Origin of the sequence: Globicatella sanguinis (assembly GCF_002847845.2) — a bacterium.
GTDB classification, from domain to species: Bacteria; Bacillota; Bacilli; order Lactobacillales; family Aerococcaceae; genus Globicatella; species Globicatella sanguinis.
On sequence record NZ_CP126962.1, the window covers coordinates 1132474 to 1152011 of the forward strand.

General features: G+C 35.5%; 20 protein-coding genes and 1 pseudogene. 7 read left to right on the plus strand and 14 right to left on the minus strand.

Annotated elements, in window-relative coordinates; genetic code table 11:
• The first annotated feature begins 2 nt into the window (after nt 1-2).
• Nucleotides 3-941 (plus strand): LysR family transcriptional regulator, encoded by a 939-nt coding sequence (locus CYJ72_RS04885; RefSeq protein WP_284630810.1) that lies wholly within the window; start codon nt 3-5, stop codon nt 939-941.
• 799 nt (nt 942-1740) lie between these two features.
• On the opposite strand, the gene CYJ72_RS04890 is transcribed toward CYJ72_RS04885, so the two are convergent.
• Entirely contained in the window at nt 1741-2640 is a 900-nt protein-coding gene (locus tag CYJ72_RS04890; RefSeq protein WP_101813912.1) for an alpha/beta hydrolase, read from the minus strand.
• Between the two features lie 10 nt (nt 2641-2650).
• Complete coding sequence (gene tpx, locus CYJ72_RS04895; RefSeq protein WP_101813911.1) at nt 2651-3145, minus strand: thiol peroxidase; 495 nt, start codon at nt 3143-3145, stop codon at nt 2651-2653.
• Nucleotides 3146-3346: 201 nt separating this feature from the next.
• Here tpx and CYJ72_RS04900 point away from each other — a divergent pair, with 201 nt between their 5' ends.
• Nucleotides 3347-4687 carry an MATE family efflux transporter gene (locus tag CYJ72_RS04900; RefSeq protein ID WP_284630811.1) on the plus strand — a complete coding sequence of 447 codons (1341 nt, stop codon included), beginning with the start codon at nt 3347-3349 and terminating at the stop codon, nt 4685-4687.
• 115 nt (nt 4688-4802) lie between these two features.
• Here the strand turns inward: CYJ72_RS04900 and CYJ72_RS04905 are convergent, their stop codons facing one another.
• The 4 genes from CYJ72_RS04905 to CYJ72_RS04920 all read right to left on the minus strand — a co-directional run bounded on the left by CYJ72_RS04905 (nt 4803) and on the right by CYJ72_RS04920 (nt 8586).
• Nucleotides 4803-5558 (minus strand): thermonuclease family protein, encoded by a 756-nt coding sequence (locus tag CYJ72_RS04905; RefSeq protein WP_180764847.1) that lies wholly within the window; start codon nt 5556-5558, stop codon nt 4803-4805.
• 308 nt (nt 5559-5866) lie between these two features.
• On the minus strand, nt 5867-6556 hold the full coding sequence (locus tag CYJ72_RS04910; RefSeq protein ID WP_101813908.1) for a TMEM164-related integral membrane acyltransferase: 690 nt from the start codon (nt 6554-6556) through the stop codon (nt 5867-5869).
• Nucleotides 6557-6879: 323 nt separating this feature from the next.
• Nucleotides 6880-7986, minus strand: a complete 1107-nt coding sequence (locus tag CYJ72_RS04915) for a lactate oxidase (protein ID WP_066125508.1) — start codon at nt 7984-7986, stop codon at nt 6880-6882.
• Nucleotides 7987-8187: 201 nt separating this feature from the next.
• Complete coding sequence (locus tag CYJ72_RS04920; protein ID WP_101813907.1) at nt 8188-8586, minus strand: PaaI family thioesterase; 399 nt, start codon at nt 8584-8586, stop codon at nt 8188-8190.
• Between the two features lie 146 nt (nt 8587-8732).
• Between CYJ72_RS04920 and CYJ72_RS04925 the strand changes: the two genes are divergently transcribed.
• From CYJ72_RS04925 to CYJ72_RS04940, 4 genes are all read left to right on the plus strand, one after another.
• Nucleotides 8733-9317, plus strand: coding sequence for an EndoU domain-containing protein (locus CYJ72_RS04925; protein WP_284630812.1), 585 nt, complete (start codon nt 8733-8735; stop codon nt 9315-9317).
• A gap of 8 nt (nt 9318-9325) precedes the next feature.
• On the plus strand, nt 9326-9634 hold the full coding sequence (locus CYJ72_RS04930) for a hypothetical protein (RefSeq protein ID WP_101813905.1): 309 nt from the start codon (nt 9326-9328) through the stop codon (nt 9632-9634).
• A gap of 476 nt (nt 9635-10110) precedes the next feature.
• Nucleotides 10111-10686: a chromate transporter gene (locus tag CYJ72_RS04935; protein ID WP_174519397.1), complete on the plus strand. Its 576-nt coding sequence runs from the start codon at nt 10111-10113 to the stop codon at nt 10684-10686.
• The gene (locus CYJ72_RS04940) at nt 10686-11249 is read left to right on the plus strand and encodes a chromate transporter (protein WP_066125497.1); all 564 of its coding nucleotides are present in this window, start codon (nt 10686-10688) and stop codon (nt 11247-11249) included. Before CYJ72_RS04935 ends, CYJ72_RS04940 begins: the two co-directional genes overlap by 1 nt.
• A 133-nt stretch (nt 11250-11382) precedes the next feature.
• Here CYJ72_RS04940 and CYJ72_RS04945 read toward each other — a convergent pair whose 3' ends face one another.
• The 8 genes from CYJ72_RS04945 to rbsK all read right to left on the minus strand — a co-directional run bounded on the left by CYJ72_RS04945 (nt 11383) and on the right by rbsK (nt 18563).
• Complete coding sequence (locus tag CYJ72_RS04945) at nt 11383-11967, minus strand: DJ-1 family glyoxalase III (protein ID WP_101814050.1); 585 nt, start codon at nt 11965-11967, stop codon at nt 11383-11385.
• A gap of 202 nt (nt 11968-12169) precedes the next feature.
• Complete coding sequence (locus CYJ72_RS04950) at nt 12170-13186, minus strand: LacI family DNA-binding transcriptional regulator (protein ID WP_284630884.1); 1017 nt, start codon at nt 13184-13186, stop codon at nt 12170-12172.
• Nucleotides 13187-13566: 380 nt separating this feature from the next.
• Nucleotides 13567-13812 (minus strand): PTS sugar transporter subunit IIB, encoded by a 246-nt coding sequence (locus CYJ72_RS04955; RefSeq protein ID WP_066125493.1) that lies wholly within the window; start codon nt 13810-13812, stop codon nt 13567-13569.
• Nucleotides 13813-13857: 45 nt separating this feature from the next.
• Nucleotides 13858-14796: a substrate-binding domain-containing protein gene (locus CYJ72_RS04960; RefSeq protein WP_066125491.1), complete on the minus strand. Its 939-nt coding sequence runs from the start codon at nt 14794-14796 to the stop codon at nt 13858-13860.
• Nucleotides 14797-14814: 18 nt separating this feature from the next.
• Nucleotides 14815-15771: an ABC transporter permease gene (locus CYJ72_RS04965; RefSeq protein ID WP_066125489.1), complete on the minus strand. Its 957-nt coding sequence runs from the start codon at nt 15769-15771 to the stop codon at nt 14815-14817.
• A complete protein-coding gene (locus CYJ72_RS04970; protein ID WP_101814048.1) occupies nt 15771-17258 on the minus strand; it encodes a sugar ABC transporter ATP-binding protein in 1488 nt (495 codons plus the stop codon). Before CYJ72_RS04970 ends, CYJ72_RS04965 begins: the two co-directional genes overlap by 1 nt.
• Before the next feature lie 29 nt (nt 17259-17287).
• Nucleotides 17288-17686, minus strand: a complete 399-nt coding sequence (rbsD, locus tag CYJ72_RS04975; protein ID WP_066125485.1) for a D-ribose pyranase — start codon at nt 17684-17686, stop codon at nt 17288-17290.
• Complete coding sequence (gene rbsK / locus CYJ72_RS04980; protein ID WP_284630813.1) at nt 17661-18563, minus strand: ribokinase; 903 nt, start codon at nt 18561-18563, stop codon at nt 17661-17663. The genes rbsD and rbsK overlap by 26 nt, the downstream gene beginning before the upstream one ends.
• 315 nt (nt 18564-18878) lie before the next feature.
• Between rbsK and CYJ72_RS04985 the strand changes: the two are divergent.
• A pseudogene (locus CYJ72_RS04985) lies at nt 18879-19532 on the plus strand (IS30 family transposase); the annotation flags it as partial.
• Between the last annotated feature and the right edge of the window lie 6 nt (nt 19533-19538).

Genomic DNA, 19538 nt, shown 5'->3' on the forward strand with positions numbered 1-19538 from the left:
CCATGAGCAGTATTACGGATAAAGAATTAATTCAAACCATTATGGAAGCAGGTAACATGACCGCTGCAGCCGACAAATTATTTGTCACTCAACCTTATTTATCAAAATTGTTAAAAGAATCCGAAGATAAAATTGGCACTGCTTTATTTAAGCGCAATTATCGCTCGATGAGTATTACTTACGCTGGGCAGGTTTATTTAAATTATTTGAATCAAATTGAACAAATAGAAAAGAAAATGTTAGCCGATTTGTCGTTAGTAGCCCAAGAAAAACACGGCCTAATTCGTGTAGGTGTTAATCACACCTTAGCTTCAGCCTTATTACCAACGGTTTATCAAATTTTTAATCAGTATTTCCCTCATATCAAATTTGAATTTTATGAATTTTCAACCACGCGTCTTAATCAAATGCTTAAAAATCAAACACTTGATATCGTCATTGGTCTAAGCGTTCAAGACGAAAATGACTTTGTTCAGGAAGTTTTATATACGGATCAATTATATTTAGTGGTTTCCAAAAATAGTGCACTCTATGACCCACAATATGATAATCAATTAGTTGAAGAACCTTTTCCTACTCGTCAGCTCAATAATTTACCTCTGATTTTATTGCCCGAAAAGTTTAGTTTGCGCCGGCAAATAAATGATGTGTACTTTAAAGAAGATATGAATTTAAACCTAATGTACGAAACCAGTAATTTATATACCGCTATTGGCTTAGTTAGAAAAGGCTACGGCAATACTTTGGTCCCCATTACCGGTATGAATACCGTTAGTTTTAATAATTGTAATATCTTCTCTCTGGAAGACGATTGTTTTAAAGTCCAGTTTGTACTTTATTATTTGAGAGACAAACCTATTCCCTCATATACCGAACAATTTATTGAACAATCAAAAGAGATTTTCCACCAAAAAAGTCAAGAATTCCATTTTCGTGTATAAACTTCAATATACAAAAAAAGAGTGGGCAAGAAGCAGAAAATTAGATAATTTCCGCTTCGTCTGTCCACCCCCGCACAGTTGGGAGTAGACCAGAAGTAGAAAATCGAATGATTTTCGCTTCGTCGGCCTACCCCCGCACAGTTGAGTAGGTATCAAACAAGTCATTAAGACGCAGTTTGATGCCACTCAACCACTGCGCTTTGAATTTATAAGCACTAATTTGACTAAATTTTTCAATTTTATGATCAATCTCATTAAGACGCAGTTTGAGACCACTCAACCACTGCGTTTTTATTTATCGAGCAATAATCTGAGTGAATTGGTCAAGATTATTCTCAGCTAGCTTAACACGCAGTTTGATGCCACTCAACCACTGTGCTATTATTATCGAGCAATCACTTTATTGATTTTATCAAATTTATACCAAACCTCATTAAGACGAAGTTTGAGACCACTCAACCACTGCGCTTTTAATTACCGAGCAATAACTTGATTGATCATTTCAAATTTAGGCCTAACCTTGTTAAGACGCAGGTTGGCGCTTATAATTAACGCAAAATATTCTGAATGATTTTATCGAGTTGATGTCTACTCTCTCTTACATATAACGATTATTGTTATTTAAGAGACAGCCAATTCTTGCTTTTTTCAAAACAACGCATCTTATCGCCTTTGGAGCAACTAGCTAATTTTTTCTCGAAGAGAATACACTCAATCCGAATATCATTCCTTCTCTCGCCGATAATCATCAACAAACTCAGATACATCCTTGCATGCACTACTATTTATTTCCTATTTCTTAGATTGTTTGTAAAAAGTTCTCGATTAATTTAGTATAGGCTTTTATTCCAATCGTTTGTCTGGAACCGGCATGGGTTGCTCGGTCAATGAGGTGAACCACACTTTTACCATGATTAGCCGCTGCTAAATGCTCACTATGTTCTGGCAAGATAAAGGTATCATTTTTACCGTGAATAAACATGATTGGGACTTCATTTTCTCTTAAAGCATCAACTGCACTGGTCGCTTTCATATCGAAACCTTGTGTTAATTTCATCATAAAATTGACTCCATAGATTAATAGCCCCACTTTATGTTGACGATATAAACTCGCAATCAATTCATATAAATTGGTAAACCCACAATCGGCCACCACAAATTGAATTTTAGGTCGATACGCTAAGACATTTAAGGAAATCGAGCTGCCCATCGATTCACCATGTAAGCCTAAATAAATATCATCACCATAGCGCTGATAGGTATCTTCAATCAATGCCAGTAAATCTTTAGCTTCAAAATTCCCTAATGAAACCGGCGTTTTTTCATTGTCGCCATGTCCGCGCACATCATAAATAATGACATTAAACCCTTGTGAACGGTATGCATCTAAATACTTTACCGCACCGTAGCGATTCGCTGTATAACCATGAGAAATAATCACATATTTATCCGATGGCACTGCCGCTTTCACTAAGACGACATGTAATGAATAATCTTGATAACCCTTAACCGTATAAGCCGTTTTATCATAATCATCAAAATTCCCCCATAAATGATGTTCCTTTTCCCATGCCATTTCTTTTTCTAATGATGAGATTTTAGGTTTTGCAATATTTTTTGAAAAATGTAGCGAAATAGTCCCATAGGCAATGATGAATAATACTAAAAAGACAAGGGCAATCCAAAAAAGCCACTCCATAAAATCCTCCTTAAGCCAAATCTTTAACAACGTTGATAGCTGCCTCGTAATCAGGATGGCTATTAACATTATCTAAATACTCAACATAAGTAATTTCATTCTGTTCATTGGCTACAATAACCGCACGAGCCAATAAATGCCACTCCTCCATCAAGACACCATAAGCTTTTCCGAATGATCGATCATAATAATCAGATAATAACAAAGCATTCTCAATGCCTGAAGCACCACACCAACGTTTTTGAGCAAAAGGTAAATCACAAGAAACCGTTATAACCACTGTATTCTCCATATCAGATAAGGCTTGGTTAAACTGTCTTGTTTGGGCATCACAAATCCCCGTGTCGACCGAAGGCACAATACTTAAAACTTTTTTCTTTCCTTCAAAGTCAGCTAAAGATTGCTTCATTAGGTCAGGATTTACAAGAGAAAAATCAGGTAACTGTTCTCCTACTTTTAATTGATTACCGATGATCGTTACTAATTCACCTTTAAATGTTGTCATGTTAAGACCCTACCTTCATTCATTTTTTCAGTAGTCTTATCATATCACAAAATAAGCTGATTCAATAACGATGTGTTTTGAAGGAAAATAACAAATTAATTAATCATGTTAAGTTTATAAGCAAAAAGACTAGATAATTACTGCGTAAAGTACTATCATATTACTAGTAGTTTAGTAACTGAAAAAAATAGAAAGGATATTATGAAAGATAAAGCACATTATAAAACAGCCATTTCAATGGCTTGGCCTTCTGTATTAGAAAGCTTCTTTATTTCATTGGCAGCGATGATCGATACGATGATGGTCGGTGAATTAGGAAGTTTTGCGATTGCAGCAGTTGGTTTAACAACTCAACCCAAACTAATTGGATTAACTGTCTTTTTTGCTATTAACATCGCCGTATCATCATTAGTTGCAAGGAGACGCGGACAAGAAGATAAACGAGGAGCCAACGAAGTTTTCCTGACAGCGTTATGTTTAACAGTAGCAGCTAGTTTAATTATTACCGTTATTTTCTTATATTTCGCTGATGATATTATGCACTTAACCGGTAGCAATCACGAAACCCATCAAGCCTCTGTTAATTACTTACGGATTATTATGGGTGGAATGATTTTTAATGTCATCGCCATGGTGATTAATGCTGCGCAACGTGGAAGTGGCAATACCCGAATTGCCTTCTTTACCAATGTCACCTCATCAATCGTTAATATTATTTTCAATTATTTACTTATTAATGGTAAATTGGGGTTCCCTGCTTTAGGAATTCAAGGGGCAGCCATTGCCACCGTATTAGGTACCTTTGTGGCCATGTTGATGAGTATTCGTTCACTCTATAGTCCTGATAGTTTAATCCAAATTAAATATATTTTAAAATACAAAGTCAAAATGCAAAAGAAGACTGTTAAGATGATCTTTGGTTTAGGCTCTAATATGGCCGTTGAAAATCTGATGATGCGCATTGGGTTTGTAGCCACCGCGGTCACAGCCGCAAAACTCGGAACCAATGCCTTTGCCATTCACAATGCCGGTATGAACTTACTAAGTCTCGGCTTTTCATTCGGTGATGGAATGCAAGTAGCTGCCGTTGCCTTAGCCGGTAGAGCTTTAGGTCGTCAAGACCACGATAAAGCCATTAAATTAGGCCATATCTGTCAACGGATTGGTTTAGTCATGTCATTAGCTTTATCATTATTCTTATTTGCTTTTGGTAAAAATTTAATGGGGCTTTATTTTAATGAACCTGCCCTCATTGATGAAGGGGCGATTATTACCCGTTTTGTCATGGTCATTGTGCTGTTACAAATCTCCCAACTTGTTTATGGCGGATGTTTAAGAGCCGGGGGCGACGTTCGCTATACACTTATTGCAGGCATTATATCGGTTACCCTAATTCGTACGGGTGTTACACTCATATTAGTTAATATCTTTAATTTAGGACTTTATGGTATTTGGATTGGGATTTTATCCGACCAATTCTCGCGTTTTATTTTATTACGCCATCGTTTCAAACAAGGTAATTGGACTCGGATTGAAATCTAGTCTATTGGTATAACAAAATAAGTATCCTCAAACTTTGAGTCGAACCAGATTACAGCTTTGTATAATCTTGGTATTGCTCAAACTAGAGGATACTTTTTATTTAAATACTTGATGATTACTGAGGAACCTCACAACCAATCCCGTCTTTATCACCATCAAATTGGGGACGAAAACCAGGATCGCCCTTCCTAATCGGAGCCTTACCAGCTTGCCAAACTTCCTTACAGTTTCGATAATAAACGGTCTCTACTTCATTGGCAGAACCAGCTGAATGGTTGGCTTGAAGTTCATATTCAGCTTTGTTAATAAACTCCAAATCTCCATCCACCCAAACCCTTAATCCTTCGTATTTTGCTTTTTCTTGTGCTTCATAAATAGCTTTTACATATTGACTATTAGGTAAATACTGATGGATGTATCGCGCAATAGCGTAACCTTCTCTAACTAGAATTTCTGATAAGAGATGCCCATCCACCCAAACATGCACTAAATCACGTTGATATTTATCCTTTTCGGGACCTTCATATTCAATTTGAATTAATTTAGCTTCTTCAAATAATTGATTGACTCGCTTGCGTGCCGCCTTACTGTATGGTACGCCTCCTCTGATTTCAGGAGCATCCATTAATAAAAATCTTGCTTTAATACTTGGTTCTATTTGGCGTTCTAAAATAAAGTCCGCGGTATCACCATCATAAACATTAAAAGACTTAACAGTAAATAATTGTGCTAGACTGGCATTCGTCTTAGCCGTTGTTGTGTAACCTAAATATTCATCGCTCACTTCTGCCCTGACGGCGCACGGGTGAACGCCTAACATTAATAAAATTGCTAGCAAAAAGCCGATGTAACGATAGTTTCTCTTGGTCATCTCTCTATCCCTTTCCACACCTAATACTCTCATTATACCAAACTTTCCCCTGTTACAGCGATGATTTTTAGATAGTAAAAGCAAACATCATCACGCTGTTCTTAGACTAAACGATCATCAGGGAATATTTTTAAGAAGTATTCAATCAATCAATATAAGTAAAAGCAAGTCATTCTGAATTCGGCTCAGAAACGCGTTTATGGTTTTTATTTAAATTTTTAAGCTACCTCACCATTAGTATTAAAAAACCTCGAACAAAAGACCACCGCCCCTTATTCAAGGTATAAAGATAGTAGCTTCATTCCTTTCTAGGAAAATTGCCGATTCGTTAAATACTCACTTAGTCGATTGTAACAAATTTCTGCCACCGAGAATAATGCGAAAGTCACGACCGCACAAAGGATTAAATATAAACTATCAGCCATTCCATTTAAAAAAGCGAATGGGCGTTTCACTAAATAAAAATAATTGCCGTTTACGATAGGATTAATAACATAAACCATCATCATATAAACTATCATCAAAATAAATGGTAATTGTTTATCCGCTTTTTGAATCCGAAAATCATATACCACCATCGTAAAGAAAGGTAACAATAGTGTAATAATATGGTTCACCAAAAAACTAATCCCTAATGGATGGGTAATACTTTGCACCCGACTAGGATAAAGAAAACTTAATAGCGCGAAAGCACCCGTAAAAGATAAAATTCTAATGACTAACTTGCTTTTGGTCGTTAAATAGATAATACCTAAAATGCTATTAATACGACTGATATGTAAAGGCAAAGATTCTGATAGTTCAAATTTAAAAAACAATAAATAATAACCATATAAGATACATTGTTGAATCATACTGATAATTAAAACCATCATACTAATCTGGTCACGATGCTTGCGAACAAATAGTATGTTTGTAAACAGTAAAAACCCAACCATTATAACAATGCCTATATATAACAAATGGTTAGGTCCAAAAGGTTTAATAAAGTCTGTCATCACATTCTCCTTTGGTAACAAGAGTATTATGTTTCAATTGCATTATAACAAATCAATCGCATTCCTTACCACCCATTACTCCATGATTTGTAAGTGAGACAAATCGGAATTTCTAAGTTGACTTTTAAAACCGAATTTATCAAGTTGATGCACAGCCTGTGCTTAATAATCTGTTAAAAAGCTTTGCTCTAAGCACATCATCGTTCTATGGCACTCTTATTTGAATCTCTTTAAAGGATCCCATCTACACAATCTCAAAGAATTCTCAAATAAAAAATTCAGTTTAGACTCGCCATTAAGCTCCTCTAAACTGAATATATATATTATCTTAAATCAATTAATTGAGTGTTTTTAATATCTTCAATTGTTTGTGTTCCTGCTAATTGCATCACACGTTTTAAATCTCTTTCAAAATATTCAAAAACAGATTGTACCCCTTGCCAACCGCCAAGAGCTAATCCAAATAACACTGGACGACCGATTGCAACGATATCCGCTCCGCTAGCTAAGGCTTTAAAGATATGTTCTCCACGACGAATACCTGAGTCAAACACAATTGGCACTCTTTTATTGACAACTTTAGCAATCGCTGGTAGCATTTCAAATGATCCAGGTGCACCATCTAATTGACGACCACCATGTGTAGATACCCAAATACCATCAGCCCCCGCTTGAATGGCAGCTTCTGCATCTTCAGGCGCTTGAACACCTTTTAAGAAAACAGGTAAACCTGAATACTCTTTGATGAAACGAATGTCATCCATCGTAATTTTTTGTTTTGACTGTCCATAAATATTATTTAATGACATATCTTTCCCTGTACCTGTTAGGTAACGTGCAACAATCGGCATACTAAATGGATAGACGAAATGATTTTTCTCATCACGATGGCGATTACCCCCAACCGTCGCATCTGCGGTTAAAATAATCGCAGTCGCGCCATCTGCTTTCGCTTCATCTAAAATGCTTTTATTTAATTGATCATCTTTAGACATGTAAATTTGGAACCAACGAGGTGTGTCTTGTAATCCTTCATCAATTTCCTCAAAAGTTGCTCCTGAATAAGCAGAAATTGACATTAAAGAACCACCAAATTCACGAATCCCTCTTGCAGTCCCCGCTTCTTTGGATTGATGCGCTAACCCATGAGCCGCAATTGGTGCCATTATATAAGGTACTTTTAATTCATGTTCAAAGATTTTAGTACGAGTCTCTGGAAACTCTACATCCGCAGCTACTCGGGGTACTATCCCTTTAAAATTAAAAGATTCTACATTACGTCTTAAGGTAAACTCATCACCAGATCCTCCTGCTAGGTAGTCAAAACCACCATGAGGTACTACTTCTTTCGCTAAATCTTCTAGCTCAATAGTGTTAAAAATTTCTAATTTTTTTACATGATCAGGTGCACCATATTGTCCTTCTGTCATTTTACAAACTTCCTTCCAACTTACATTAAAATATTAGCGGCATATACTTATGCCAATAGTAATATTATACCCATCTTTGATTATTAATGTAAGGTTTTCCAAGCTTATAACAAAACTATATAAAGAAAAAAACGAAAACAAAAAAGCAATGATTTTGAGCGAGACAATTAAGCATTCGTCAATCATTGCTTGTTTAAAATGTTAATCAATATGGTACATTGTCGCCATCATATCCACTAGTAAGACATCGTCTTGATTACGAACTTCCACTAGATAGATAGAGGTATGACGTCCTTCTCTACGGGGAATTACTTTAGCGGTTAGGGTATCTCCCACTTTACCCGGTTTATAGTAATTTATAGTACTATCTAAGGTAACTGAATTTTGCTTAATATACGCCATTCTAGCCCCAGCAGCGACATCACAAAGTGTAAATAGAAAACCACCATGAGCAATCCCTATAGGATTCGTATGCTTTTCTTCCATTTTAACTTGGACATAGACAAAATCATCCTCATCGACTAAGACTTGGGTGACACCAATTAATTTATGAAACTGACCTGAAATTTCAGTCATATCAAATGTTTGTTTAATCTTCATTTTTTCACCTATCAATAATATTCGTTTTAGTAATAAATCTATTCTACCTAAATCTTATCAAATAGTAAATAAATTAACATTTATTATGAGTTAATTGAATTCGAGCTGTATACTCAGTATAATAAACTCATTCAAGGAGGATATCTATGAAAAAAATCTTCAAATACTTGCTAATAACCCTGATAACTTTATTACTCGTTGCTTGTGGCAATCATTCGAATGTTGCTATACCAGACCATGAGCTTAATAATCCCACTGTTACTACTGAAGAAAGTCAAAAAAATGCACGGACATCAATACAAAACCAGACTGAGTTCAATCCTGAAACATTCGATACCGACGATTTAAAAAGGACCCATATTTTTATAAAAAATGGGCTTGAACATATCTTCTTTGGTTCCATTAATCGTGAGGGTAAAGCGACCGGCTATCATTACGAAGGCTTAGCTCCTGATGTTACAATCATAGAAAGCACACGCTCCAAAACGGACCGTCATGGTGTCTACCGTGCTAAAATCACGATTGATGGAGAACCTAAAAAAGCCTATTCTTCATTTTTTCCGCAAGAGTGGACGCCACAAGAAGTCGTTGACGCAATCAATGAAGCTTATGAAAATAGCGAACATATAAGTGGTAATATTTTCGAAGGTGTAAGCCAAGGCATCAAGATTCAAATGTATCTCACTAATGATGATAAAATCATTTCCGCATTCCCGATATATGAAAGGTAGGATAAATTATGTACCATTTTGAAAAAAGAAAAGAGAGATACCATGTCGTCTTTGAAGATGACCCTCACTATTCATTAGTCGATTCCTTCCTTCAAGTTGAAGGTGCTAGTTTTGATGATATTATTACGCAAACTATCATTGAGTTTCTTGATAACATTGATAATGAAAAAAGCTTTGCGGGTAATGTCTATCAAATAACGTTAAACCAAGATCACACGACGATTGAGGATACTCTTGGCGAAATCGAAGAAACAATCCCAACCTCTTTATTTATCCAAATCTATATTCAATGGCTTGAGTACATTTACCCAGATTAAACTTATACACTCTTCGCACAAATTGCGCGAGGAGTTTTTTGTAGTTTTGGTTTTATTATCTTTGTAAAATCTGACTCATTTCGAGCGCTTTTTCATCTGTTAAATTGAATTTTCTTACAAACACTTGGTAGGCTATCAATAAACCAATAATTTCATTCCCTACATCTACAACACCAACACCTATCATCATTAAGAATGATATTAGCACATTTCCTAGACAGGTAAAAATTCAATAAAAAATGAAAAGGGCTCGCAATCTACTACTGCACTCCGAATAACCAGAATAATCGGGCAAAAGAAATATCTATTGGCATATAAGCTTTTCTCCCTATTGTACACGCTCATAAAAATGGACGTAACAGTTTATCTTGTGGTTCCTATTTTTAGGATTATAAATAGGTTTCCCTTAATAATTAGCTCCATTTATGATATTTTAGAAGAGTGAACATCATTTGCATAAGAAATGAGGAATTAACTTGAAACCTTTTACTAAACGAGACTATTTTCTCTTATTTACGTCTACCTTGAAATTATCAGCCTTTACCTTTGGCGGAGGTTTTGTCATTATCCCTTTAATGCGAAAACGATTCGTTGAAGAATTGCATTGGATTGAAGAAGAGGAGATGGTCGACTTAACGGTGATCGCACAATCTTCTCCGGGGGCTATTGCGGTTAATGCTGCTATCTTAGTAGGCTATCGTGTCGGTGGCCTTTTAGGAGCCTTGGTGTCCTTAATTGGGACCGTCCTCCCCCCTTTAATCATTATTTCGATTATTTCAATATTTTACCAAGCTTTTCGTGATAACCTTTATGTAGGAATTATTATGAGAGGGATGTTAGCAGGAGTAGCAGCCGTCATTATTGACGTGGTTTGGCGCATGGGTCAACAGTTGATGAATGAAAAACGCTTGTTACCCCTTATTGTCATGGTATTAACCTTTATCGCTTCAAGGTATTTACGACTTAACATTCTGTTAATCATTGTCATTTGTGCCTTAATCGGAGCTCTTGATAGTTGGTACCGTATGCGCAGACAGGATGGTGAAATATAATGATTTTTTTAGAACTATTTTGGTCATTTTTTCAAATTGGCTTATTTAGTATCGGAGGTGGCTATGCTGCGATGCCGCTTATTCAAGATCAGACCGTTGAACTGCATCAATGGCTGACGATGACGCAATTTGCTGATATTATGACGATTACGGAAATGACACCAGGACCGATTGCTATTAATTCTGCCACCTTTGTCGGGATTCAAGTGGCAGGAATCCCGGGTGCACTTGTGGCCACCTTTGGATGTGTATTGCCTTCAAGCATCATCGTGATGAGTTTAGCATTTTTATATTATCGCTATCGAGGTTTTTCATTAGTCAATGGGGCCCTGGCAGGTTTGCGTCCTGCTGTCATCGCAATGATTGCTTCAGCTGGTTTATCATTATTTAATATGGCCATCTTTGGTCAACAAAGACTACCAAAAGATAGCTTCAATCTTGATTGGATAGGCTTATTTCTATTTATCGCAGCACTGGCACTCTTACGTAAATACAAAGCGAATCCGATCCATGTAATGGTAATGGCCGGAATGATACGTTTAATACTCTATTTGATAATGTGATCGATTAGCGTATAAAATCCATGTATAGAAAATAAAAAACGCCTTAAAGACAAGTGTCGGCTTAGCCAACCTATCTTTAAGGCTTTTATACTGTGTCAATGGTTAAAACTACGTTGAACTGTTTTACTAGCAATTAAGCTTTAAACCCGTAAAACTCTTCCGCTTTATGTTGTTGAATACCTTCTTTTAACTTTTCTACCGCCTCAAGGCCTAATAAGGTTTCTACAATTTTAAAAGATTGATAGATGGCGATAGCAGCACCACGACCGGTAATTATATTGCCATCTTCCACGACAAGATGGTCCTCAATATATTCTTTAGCTGTCGTCAAGTCCTCTTTAAAACTAGGGAAACTGGTCACATTTTTACCTTCAATAACACCCGCTTTTTCTAAAACAATTGGAGCTGCACAAATTGCTGTAACCAATTTTTCTTCTTGATTAAATTGTTGCACAAGTTCAATGACCGCTTCATTATCTCGTAGATTAGTTGCTCCTGGCAATCCTCCTGGTAAATATAAACCTACATAATCTTCTGGATTAATGTCACTTAACAATTTGTCTGCTAAAACAGGAATCTGGTGAGAACCTGTTACCTTGAGATCATCGGTAATCGAGACGGTATCTACTTCAATGCCAGCTCTTCTTAAATAGTCAACGGGAGTCAATGCTTCAATTTCTTCAAATCCATCGGCTAAAAACACTAAAAATCTTTTCATTTTGTCCTCCTTGTGTTGTTTTAAATCGTACTACAATTTTAATATAACATATTGAACACGCGTTATAAAACTATCCGACTATCTGTGGGAGTGGGCAAGCAGTAGAAAATGAAATGATTTTCTACTGTTGCTCGCTCCCAACTTTACGGGGGATGGAAAGAAGAAGGAAAAACCATTCGATTTTCTACTGGTTGTCCACTTCCTAAATTGCTCTGGTGGTTTCACCAATGATTAATTTCGGTTCTAGAACAACATCATTGTTAAACTCTTTATTGGAGTCTTGTCCTTCAATTTCTTTCAATAATTTATCTATCGCAACCAGTGCTAATTGATTAGGATTTTGTTCAACAGAAGTTAATGCTTTTACTGAGAATTTATTATACTCAATATTATCATAGCCGACTACTGAAATATCTTCAGGCACTCGAATCTTTAATTCTTGTGCGCGTCTCATAAAACCTAATGCGACTAAATCATTAGCACAAACTACTGCTGTGAGCTCTTTTTGTTCCAAGATTTTATCCGCGTTTCGATAACCATCTTCAAAGGTAATTTTTGTCTCTACATACCACTCTTCTTCAGGTAAGATATCAAATTCTCGCAATGCTCTTAAATACCCGTTTGAACGATGTAAACTGTTAACTAAAGTCATATTAGCACCTAAGTTACCAATCTTTCGATGACCTAAATCAATTAAATATTTAGTAGATAAATAACTTCCTTTTTCATTATCATAATAGACTTGCGGTGTTTCAACTTTTTCTAAATAACGGTCTAAATGAATCGTCGGCACATCATAGCTTGCTCGTTGGATCTGAATTAATGAATTTTCATAAAAGAACCCATTTGCATGCACAATAATGAGGCCATCGATATTAATCCCATTTAGCTTAGAAATAATATGCTGTTGTGTTTCATTGCTATCGTTCGAATTCATAATGACTGTCACATAATTACGTCGTGTCAATTGTTGCTCAATTTCCATTGCGATGCCAGCGAAAAATGGATTTTCAATATTTGGAATAATTAAACCTATTAAATTGGTGCGATTGGTAGCTAAGCTTCTAGCCACTTGGTTGGGAACATAATTTAATTCTTTTGCTATACGAAATATTTTATCCTTATTTACTTTTGAGACCCTATTCGGACGATTATTCAACACAAGTGAAACAGTCGTTGGAGAAACTCCGGCCTTTGCTGCCACTTCTTTCAATGTCACTTTCAATTTACCCACCCCAAACTAATTTATTCATTTAAAATGCACTTTTATTTACCCCTTATAATAATATTAAACTAAAAAAATTACAATTATACTATACGAACAGGAATGAAAAAAAGAACTGGGAATATAACCCGTTAAATTCAGTCAAATTTTCGTTCTTTAATTATAAATGCACTAGTTGCGTAGCGTCAAACTGCGTCTTAATAACTCATTTGAGACTTACGCAACAGTAGGCAGACAAAATAAAAACCCGCTCATTTTCTACTTCTTGCCCACTCCCATTTTAAGACCGCTTAACCTCACAATAATGATAAGAGACTGGAACAATTTTTCTGCCCAGTCTCATACTCATTGTAATTTATGATTTAATATTAAGATTATTGTACAATTTCAAGTATCGCATCATAGATCGATTGTATTTCTGATAACTCAATAAATACTTGAAACTGATTATTTAATATTAAAGTTCCTTTCACAACATCCAATGCTTCTATATTGGATTTGGCGATCATTTTTTTATTCTCAACATTAAACCGTATGCGTGTGGCACAATGTGTCACTTCTTTTATATTAGTTTTGCCAACAGCAGAAACTATTTCTGCTGCTATTTCTTTAGAACTCATCGTCCATCCTCCATCTATCTACAATAATTTAATAAAACAAATAGATTATTCAGATTCTTCAACACTCTCTTTATCTAATAATGTTACATCTGTCGGAATTTCTTTCTCTACAGTTTCTCCTTTAAGCATTTTAACAGCAGTTTCGACTGCTAATTTCCCCATATCTAATGGTTTTTGTTCTACAGTCACTACCATTGTCCCATCTTTAACTGCTTGTTTAGCATCATCTGTTGCATCAAAACCGGTAACTAAAATATCTTCTCCCGGTACTTTTCCAAAAGCATTTACCGCTTCAATCGCTCCTAAAGCCATTTCATCATTCGAAGCAAAAATAACTTTTAAATTAGGATTTGCTTGTAAAATATTTTCTGTAACAGTCATACCTTCAGTACGATCATAATTTGCTGTTTGTGAAGAAACAATGTTTACTTTTCCATCTAAAGCATTCATTAATCCTTCTTTACGGTCAATTGCAGAAGAAGCTCCAGGTACCCCTTCTAAAACTGCTACTTCATCATCCTCTGTTAAGTTTTCTAACATATATTCCCCAACTGATTCCGCTGCTTTTACGTTATCAGTTCCAATATAAGCATCTACGTCAGCACCTTCAACAATTCTATCCACTGAAATAACTTTAATTCCTGCATCAATCGCCATTTGAACAGATGGTCCTACTGAGGCTGAATCTTCTGGGTTTACAATTAATACTTTAATTCCTGATGAAATCAAATCTTCAATATCCGTTGACTGCTTAGCAGGATCATTTCCAGCATCAACGATTGAAATATCCACACCCAACTCTTTCGCTTTCTCTTCAGCTCCATCCGCAATTGATACAAAGAATGGGTTATTTAATGTTGAAATTGAAAATCCTATTTTTCCTTCGACTTCTTCTGCTGTTACATTTGTCGCACTCATTCCAAATCCATTTAATAACATTCCTGCTGCTAATAATCCTGTGGCTAATTTTTTAATTAATTTCATTTTAATTTCCTCCAAATATTATTTTTTTCTATCTGATAAAACGGCAAATAATATAACTAAACCTTTAACAATATCTTGTAGATAAGAATTAATACCTAAAATGTTCATACCATTACTTAACACCGCAATAATTAACACACCAATAAAAGTTCCGGTTATTTTACCACGTCCTCCTTCCATACTTGTTCCACCAATAGCTGTTGCAGCAATCGCATCTAATTCATAACCTACTCCTAAAGTAGGTTGCGCAGAGTTCAATCTAGAAATTAAAATTAATCCTGCAAGAGTTGCCATTAAACCTGATAAAGAATAAACAAAAATCTTAATTCGAGCGATATCGATCCCTGCTAACATCGATGTTTTTTCATTTGATCCAACAGCATAAATTTTTCGTCCAAGTGCTGTTTTATTTAATAAGATATACATCGCAATAAAAGCAATTAACATGATGATAATAGGCGCTGGAATCCCAAATAATTTACCCCGTCCTATAAATTCAATCATCGGAGCACCAACATATTCTGGTTTTGTAATACCAGAAATTGGTCGTCCATCTGTATAAATTAAGGTCAATCCTCTATAAACCGTCTGAGTAATTAAAGTAGCAATAAAAGGCTGTAACTTTGTTTTACCTACTAAAATACCTCCCACTAATCCTAAGACGATCCCTAAAACAATTGCAATGAGTAACGCTATAGGAACAGGTATACCAAGATTGACAATCATACCTGCTGTTACGGTTCCGGTTAACGCTAAAATTGGACCTACCCCAAGATCGATACCACCAGTTAAAATAACAGCTGTCATCCCAAATGCAATTAAAGCATTAATAGAGGCTTGTCTTAAGAGATTTAAAATATTACCAAACGTTCTAAATTCTGGACTAATAATTGAAATCCCAGCAACCAAAACAATTAAGGCAATTATTGCACCTAATTCATGTAATTTTACTTGTTTTTTTGTTGTTTCAGCCATTATATCGTTCCTCCTGTTGCTATAGTCATTATATTTTCCTCTGAAATTTGTTCTTTATTAATGATTGCTTTTAATTCACCTTCGCGCATTACTGCAACTCGATCACTCATCCCAATCACTTCAGGTAAGTCTGATGAAACCATGATAATAGCGATTCCCTGTTTTGTTAAATCATTCATAATTTGATAAATTTCTTCTTTTGCCCCCACGTCAACTCCACGTGTTGGTTCATCTAATATTAAAATTTTAGGATTAGTCAGCACCCATTTTGCCATAACGACTTTTTGTTGATTACCTCCACTCAAGTTACCTGTTTCAGTTTCGGTATTAAAAGTTTTAATCTTAAACATTTGAACTGCCGAATTTGCCATCTCTTTTTCAGCGTTCTCATTTATAAAACCTTTAGGGGCTAATTCCTTGAAATTAGTAACGGTTAAATTCTCCCTGATACTTTTTTCAAGTAATAAACCTTCACTCTTTCGGTCCTCAGTTACAAATCCCAGTCCTAAATCAATTGCTTTTAATGGATTATCAATTTTTTCTTGACGTCCATTTATATAAATTTCACCTGATTTTAAAGCTTTGCTACCAAAGATACCATGCATCACTTCTGACCGACCGGATCCCATTAAACCACTAAAACCTAAAATTTCGCCCGCTTTAACATCAAAAGAAACATTATGAACACTTTCGTCTTCTAGCGTTAAGTCGTTTACTTCAAAAACTACTTCTCCAATATTGGTTTCACGAGTCGGGTAGCGATTCGTTAACTCACGACCTATCATCATTTTTACTAATTCATTTTCATTGGTTTCATTAGTCTGTTTTGTTCCAATATAATGACCATCACGCATGACTGTAATACGGTCTGAAATTTGGAAAATTTCTTCCATTCTATGTGAAATATAAACTATCGCTACATTTTTAGCGGTTAACTGTTCAATGACTTCAAATAATTTTTTCGTTTCGGAATCTGTCAAGGCCGCCGTTGGTTCATCCATGATAATAACTTCTACATTGGACATTAAAGCTTTACTTATCTCTACCATTTGTTGTTGCCCGATAGATAGTTCTGACATTTCTTGTGTTGGCTTTATACCAGTTTCTAGAGATGTTAATAGCTCTTGGCATTTGTTTCTCATCGCTTTCTTGTCTAATATGCCAAATTTATTTTTTATCTCCTTATTGAGATACATATTTTCTTCAACTGTCATATCAACTAACACATTCAATTCTTGATGAATAAAAGCAATACCAAACTCTTCAGCTTCCTTTGGTCCTGAAAAATCTTTAGGTTCTCCGTCAAATAATATTTCCCCCGCATCACGTGTATGAACTCCTGTCAAAATATTCATCAGAGTGGACTTTCCGGCCCCATTCTCACCCATTAAGGCGTGAACCTCACCAGGCAATATTTCAATCTGAGCATCATGTAATACTTTGTTATCCCCAAATGATTTTTCAATATTCTTCATTAAAACATGCACACAACAACACTCCCTTCGGTGATATTCATTTAAAATGTGACGTTCGATTGTAAGATAATATTTGAATACGGTGTGATTTCACCTGTCCGAATGACTGCTTTAGATTGTTGAGTTTGCTGTTTAAATTCTTCGTGAGAGACAAACTCTATTTCAATCTCATCTTCTAAAAGCAGCTCGATTGCTTCTAATTGAGTCGCATTATTTTGTTTGATTTCTTCTGCTAGGATCACTTTTTCAATTTTCATATCCTCTAATACTACTTTTAAAACCTCAATAAATTTTGGAAAACCTTGGCTAAGCGATACATCAATTTTCTTAACATCGCTAGGAACCGGTAAGCCACAATCCCCAATCGTAATTTGATCGGTATGTCCTAAATCTGCTAATACTTTACTAATGTCACTATTCAAAATTCCATGTTTTTTCATAAAATTGATGCTCCTTTATTTCTTTTAGAGTAGGATTACCTGACTGTGCTCCAAATCGCTGGATCGCAATCGAAGAGGCTAAATTCGCAAACTTGATTGCTTGGTCGATGGTCAACCCTTTTACCGTCGCAACAGCAAACGCACCATTAAAACAATCTCCCGCTCCTGTCGTATCAATCACTTTATCTACTTTAAATGACGGAACCATTTTCACTTCTACCCCATTGTGATAAGCCGCTCCTTTGTCTCCTAATGTCACCACTAATTTGTTAGGATACTTGGCTAAAACATCTTCCATCTTTTGATTTGGGAAAAGCACTTTAAACTCCGTTTCATTCGGTGTTAAATAGGTTACCTTTTTGATATAATCTTCTGAAAGTTGACGGGCTGGCGCAGGATTATACAATAGTGGCGTATTCAATTCCATACACAAGTCTATGGTGTTTTGAACCACTTCAGCTTTCACTTCATTTTGAATGATGACTAATTGACTTTCTTGCAAAGTACTCTTTGCATTTTCGATATCTTTAACGGTTAATTCATTATTAGCTCCTGGAATATAGATAATTGAATTATCACCTTGAATTAGTTGAATGATTGCCGTTCCGGAACTTTGATCAACTTGTTTTACATTTTCTGTTTTTATGGAATTATTTTCTAAATTTTCAATTAATTGATTGCCAAAGACATCATTCCCGACTGAACCAATCATTTCCGTTTCAACACCTAAACGAGCAACTGCGACTGCTTGATTAGCACCTTTTCCTCCAAATGAAAAAGATAACTTATCCCCTTGTATCGTCTCACCAACTGCTGGAGCTACTGTTGCTTCCACTACGATATCTGTTGAAATACTGCCAATAACCGTTATTTTCATTTTGCTCCCACCTTTATTTTGTTATAAATTTATATTGATAAATAATTGGTAAAGCGCTTTACCAAGTTTCTAAACTTAGAATACACTAAAAAGAAAACGTTGTCAAACATGTTTTTTAAATTATTCTCTTTTTATCTAACTTTATTAGTAGAAAAAACGCGTCTCATCAATATTCTAACTGGCTAAATGAATAAGAAATAAAATGTTTATTAAATTTACATAACTTGGATAGTAAAATTAAGCTAGAAAAATAAATAGGCCATTTGTATGGTATCCTAAACATACGAACACATGCTAAGGAAGGAGTACATACAAATGGCTTATACACATCTTACCATGAAAGAATTGATTTGGATAGAAAATTATTACGATAGCGGTAAAAAAGTAACGGATATCGCTAAAAAATTAAATCGGGCCATCCAAACCATTTATAACGTCGTTAATTTTCTTAAAAATAGTGGTAATATTCAGGAATACTACGATCAATATAAAGAGAATAAATCACGCTGTGGTGCCAAAAAGAAGGTCTTTAACACTAAACAAATCACATATATTAAGAAAAAAGTGGACCAGGGGTGGTCTCCTGACGTCATCATTGGTCGGAATGAACTCCCATTAGGATGTACAGCTCGAACACTTTATCGTCGTTTTAAAGACTCGGAACTCTTTGATCCCTCAACTTTACCGATGAAAGGTAAGAGAAAACCTAATGGGTATCAGGAAAAAAGAGGTAAACAACACTTTAGACGCACCATCGAAGATCGTCAAAAAGAAAATCCACAATATGAGAAAGAATTTGGACATCTAGAAGGTGACACGATTGTCGGAAAAGACCATAAGAGTGCAGTCCTAACACTGGTCGAAAGAATCAGTAAACTCATCATCCCGATAAAAATTAACAGTCGCAAAGCAAGTGATGTGCGAATCGCTTGTGATAACTGGTTTGCTTATTTACCGTGTTTATTGTATTCTAAA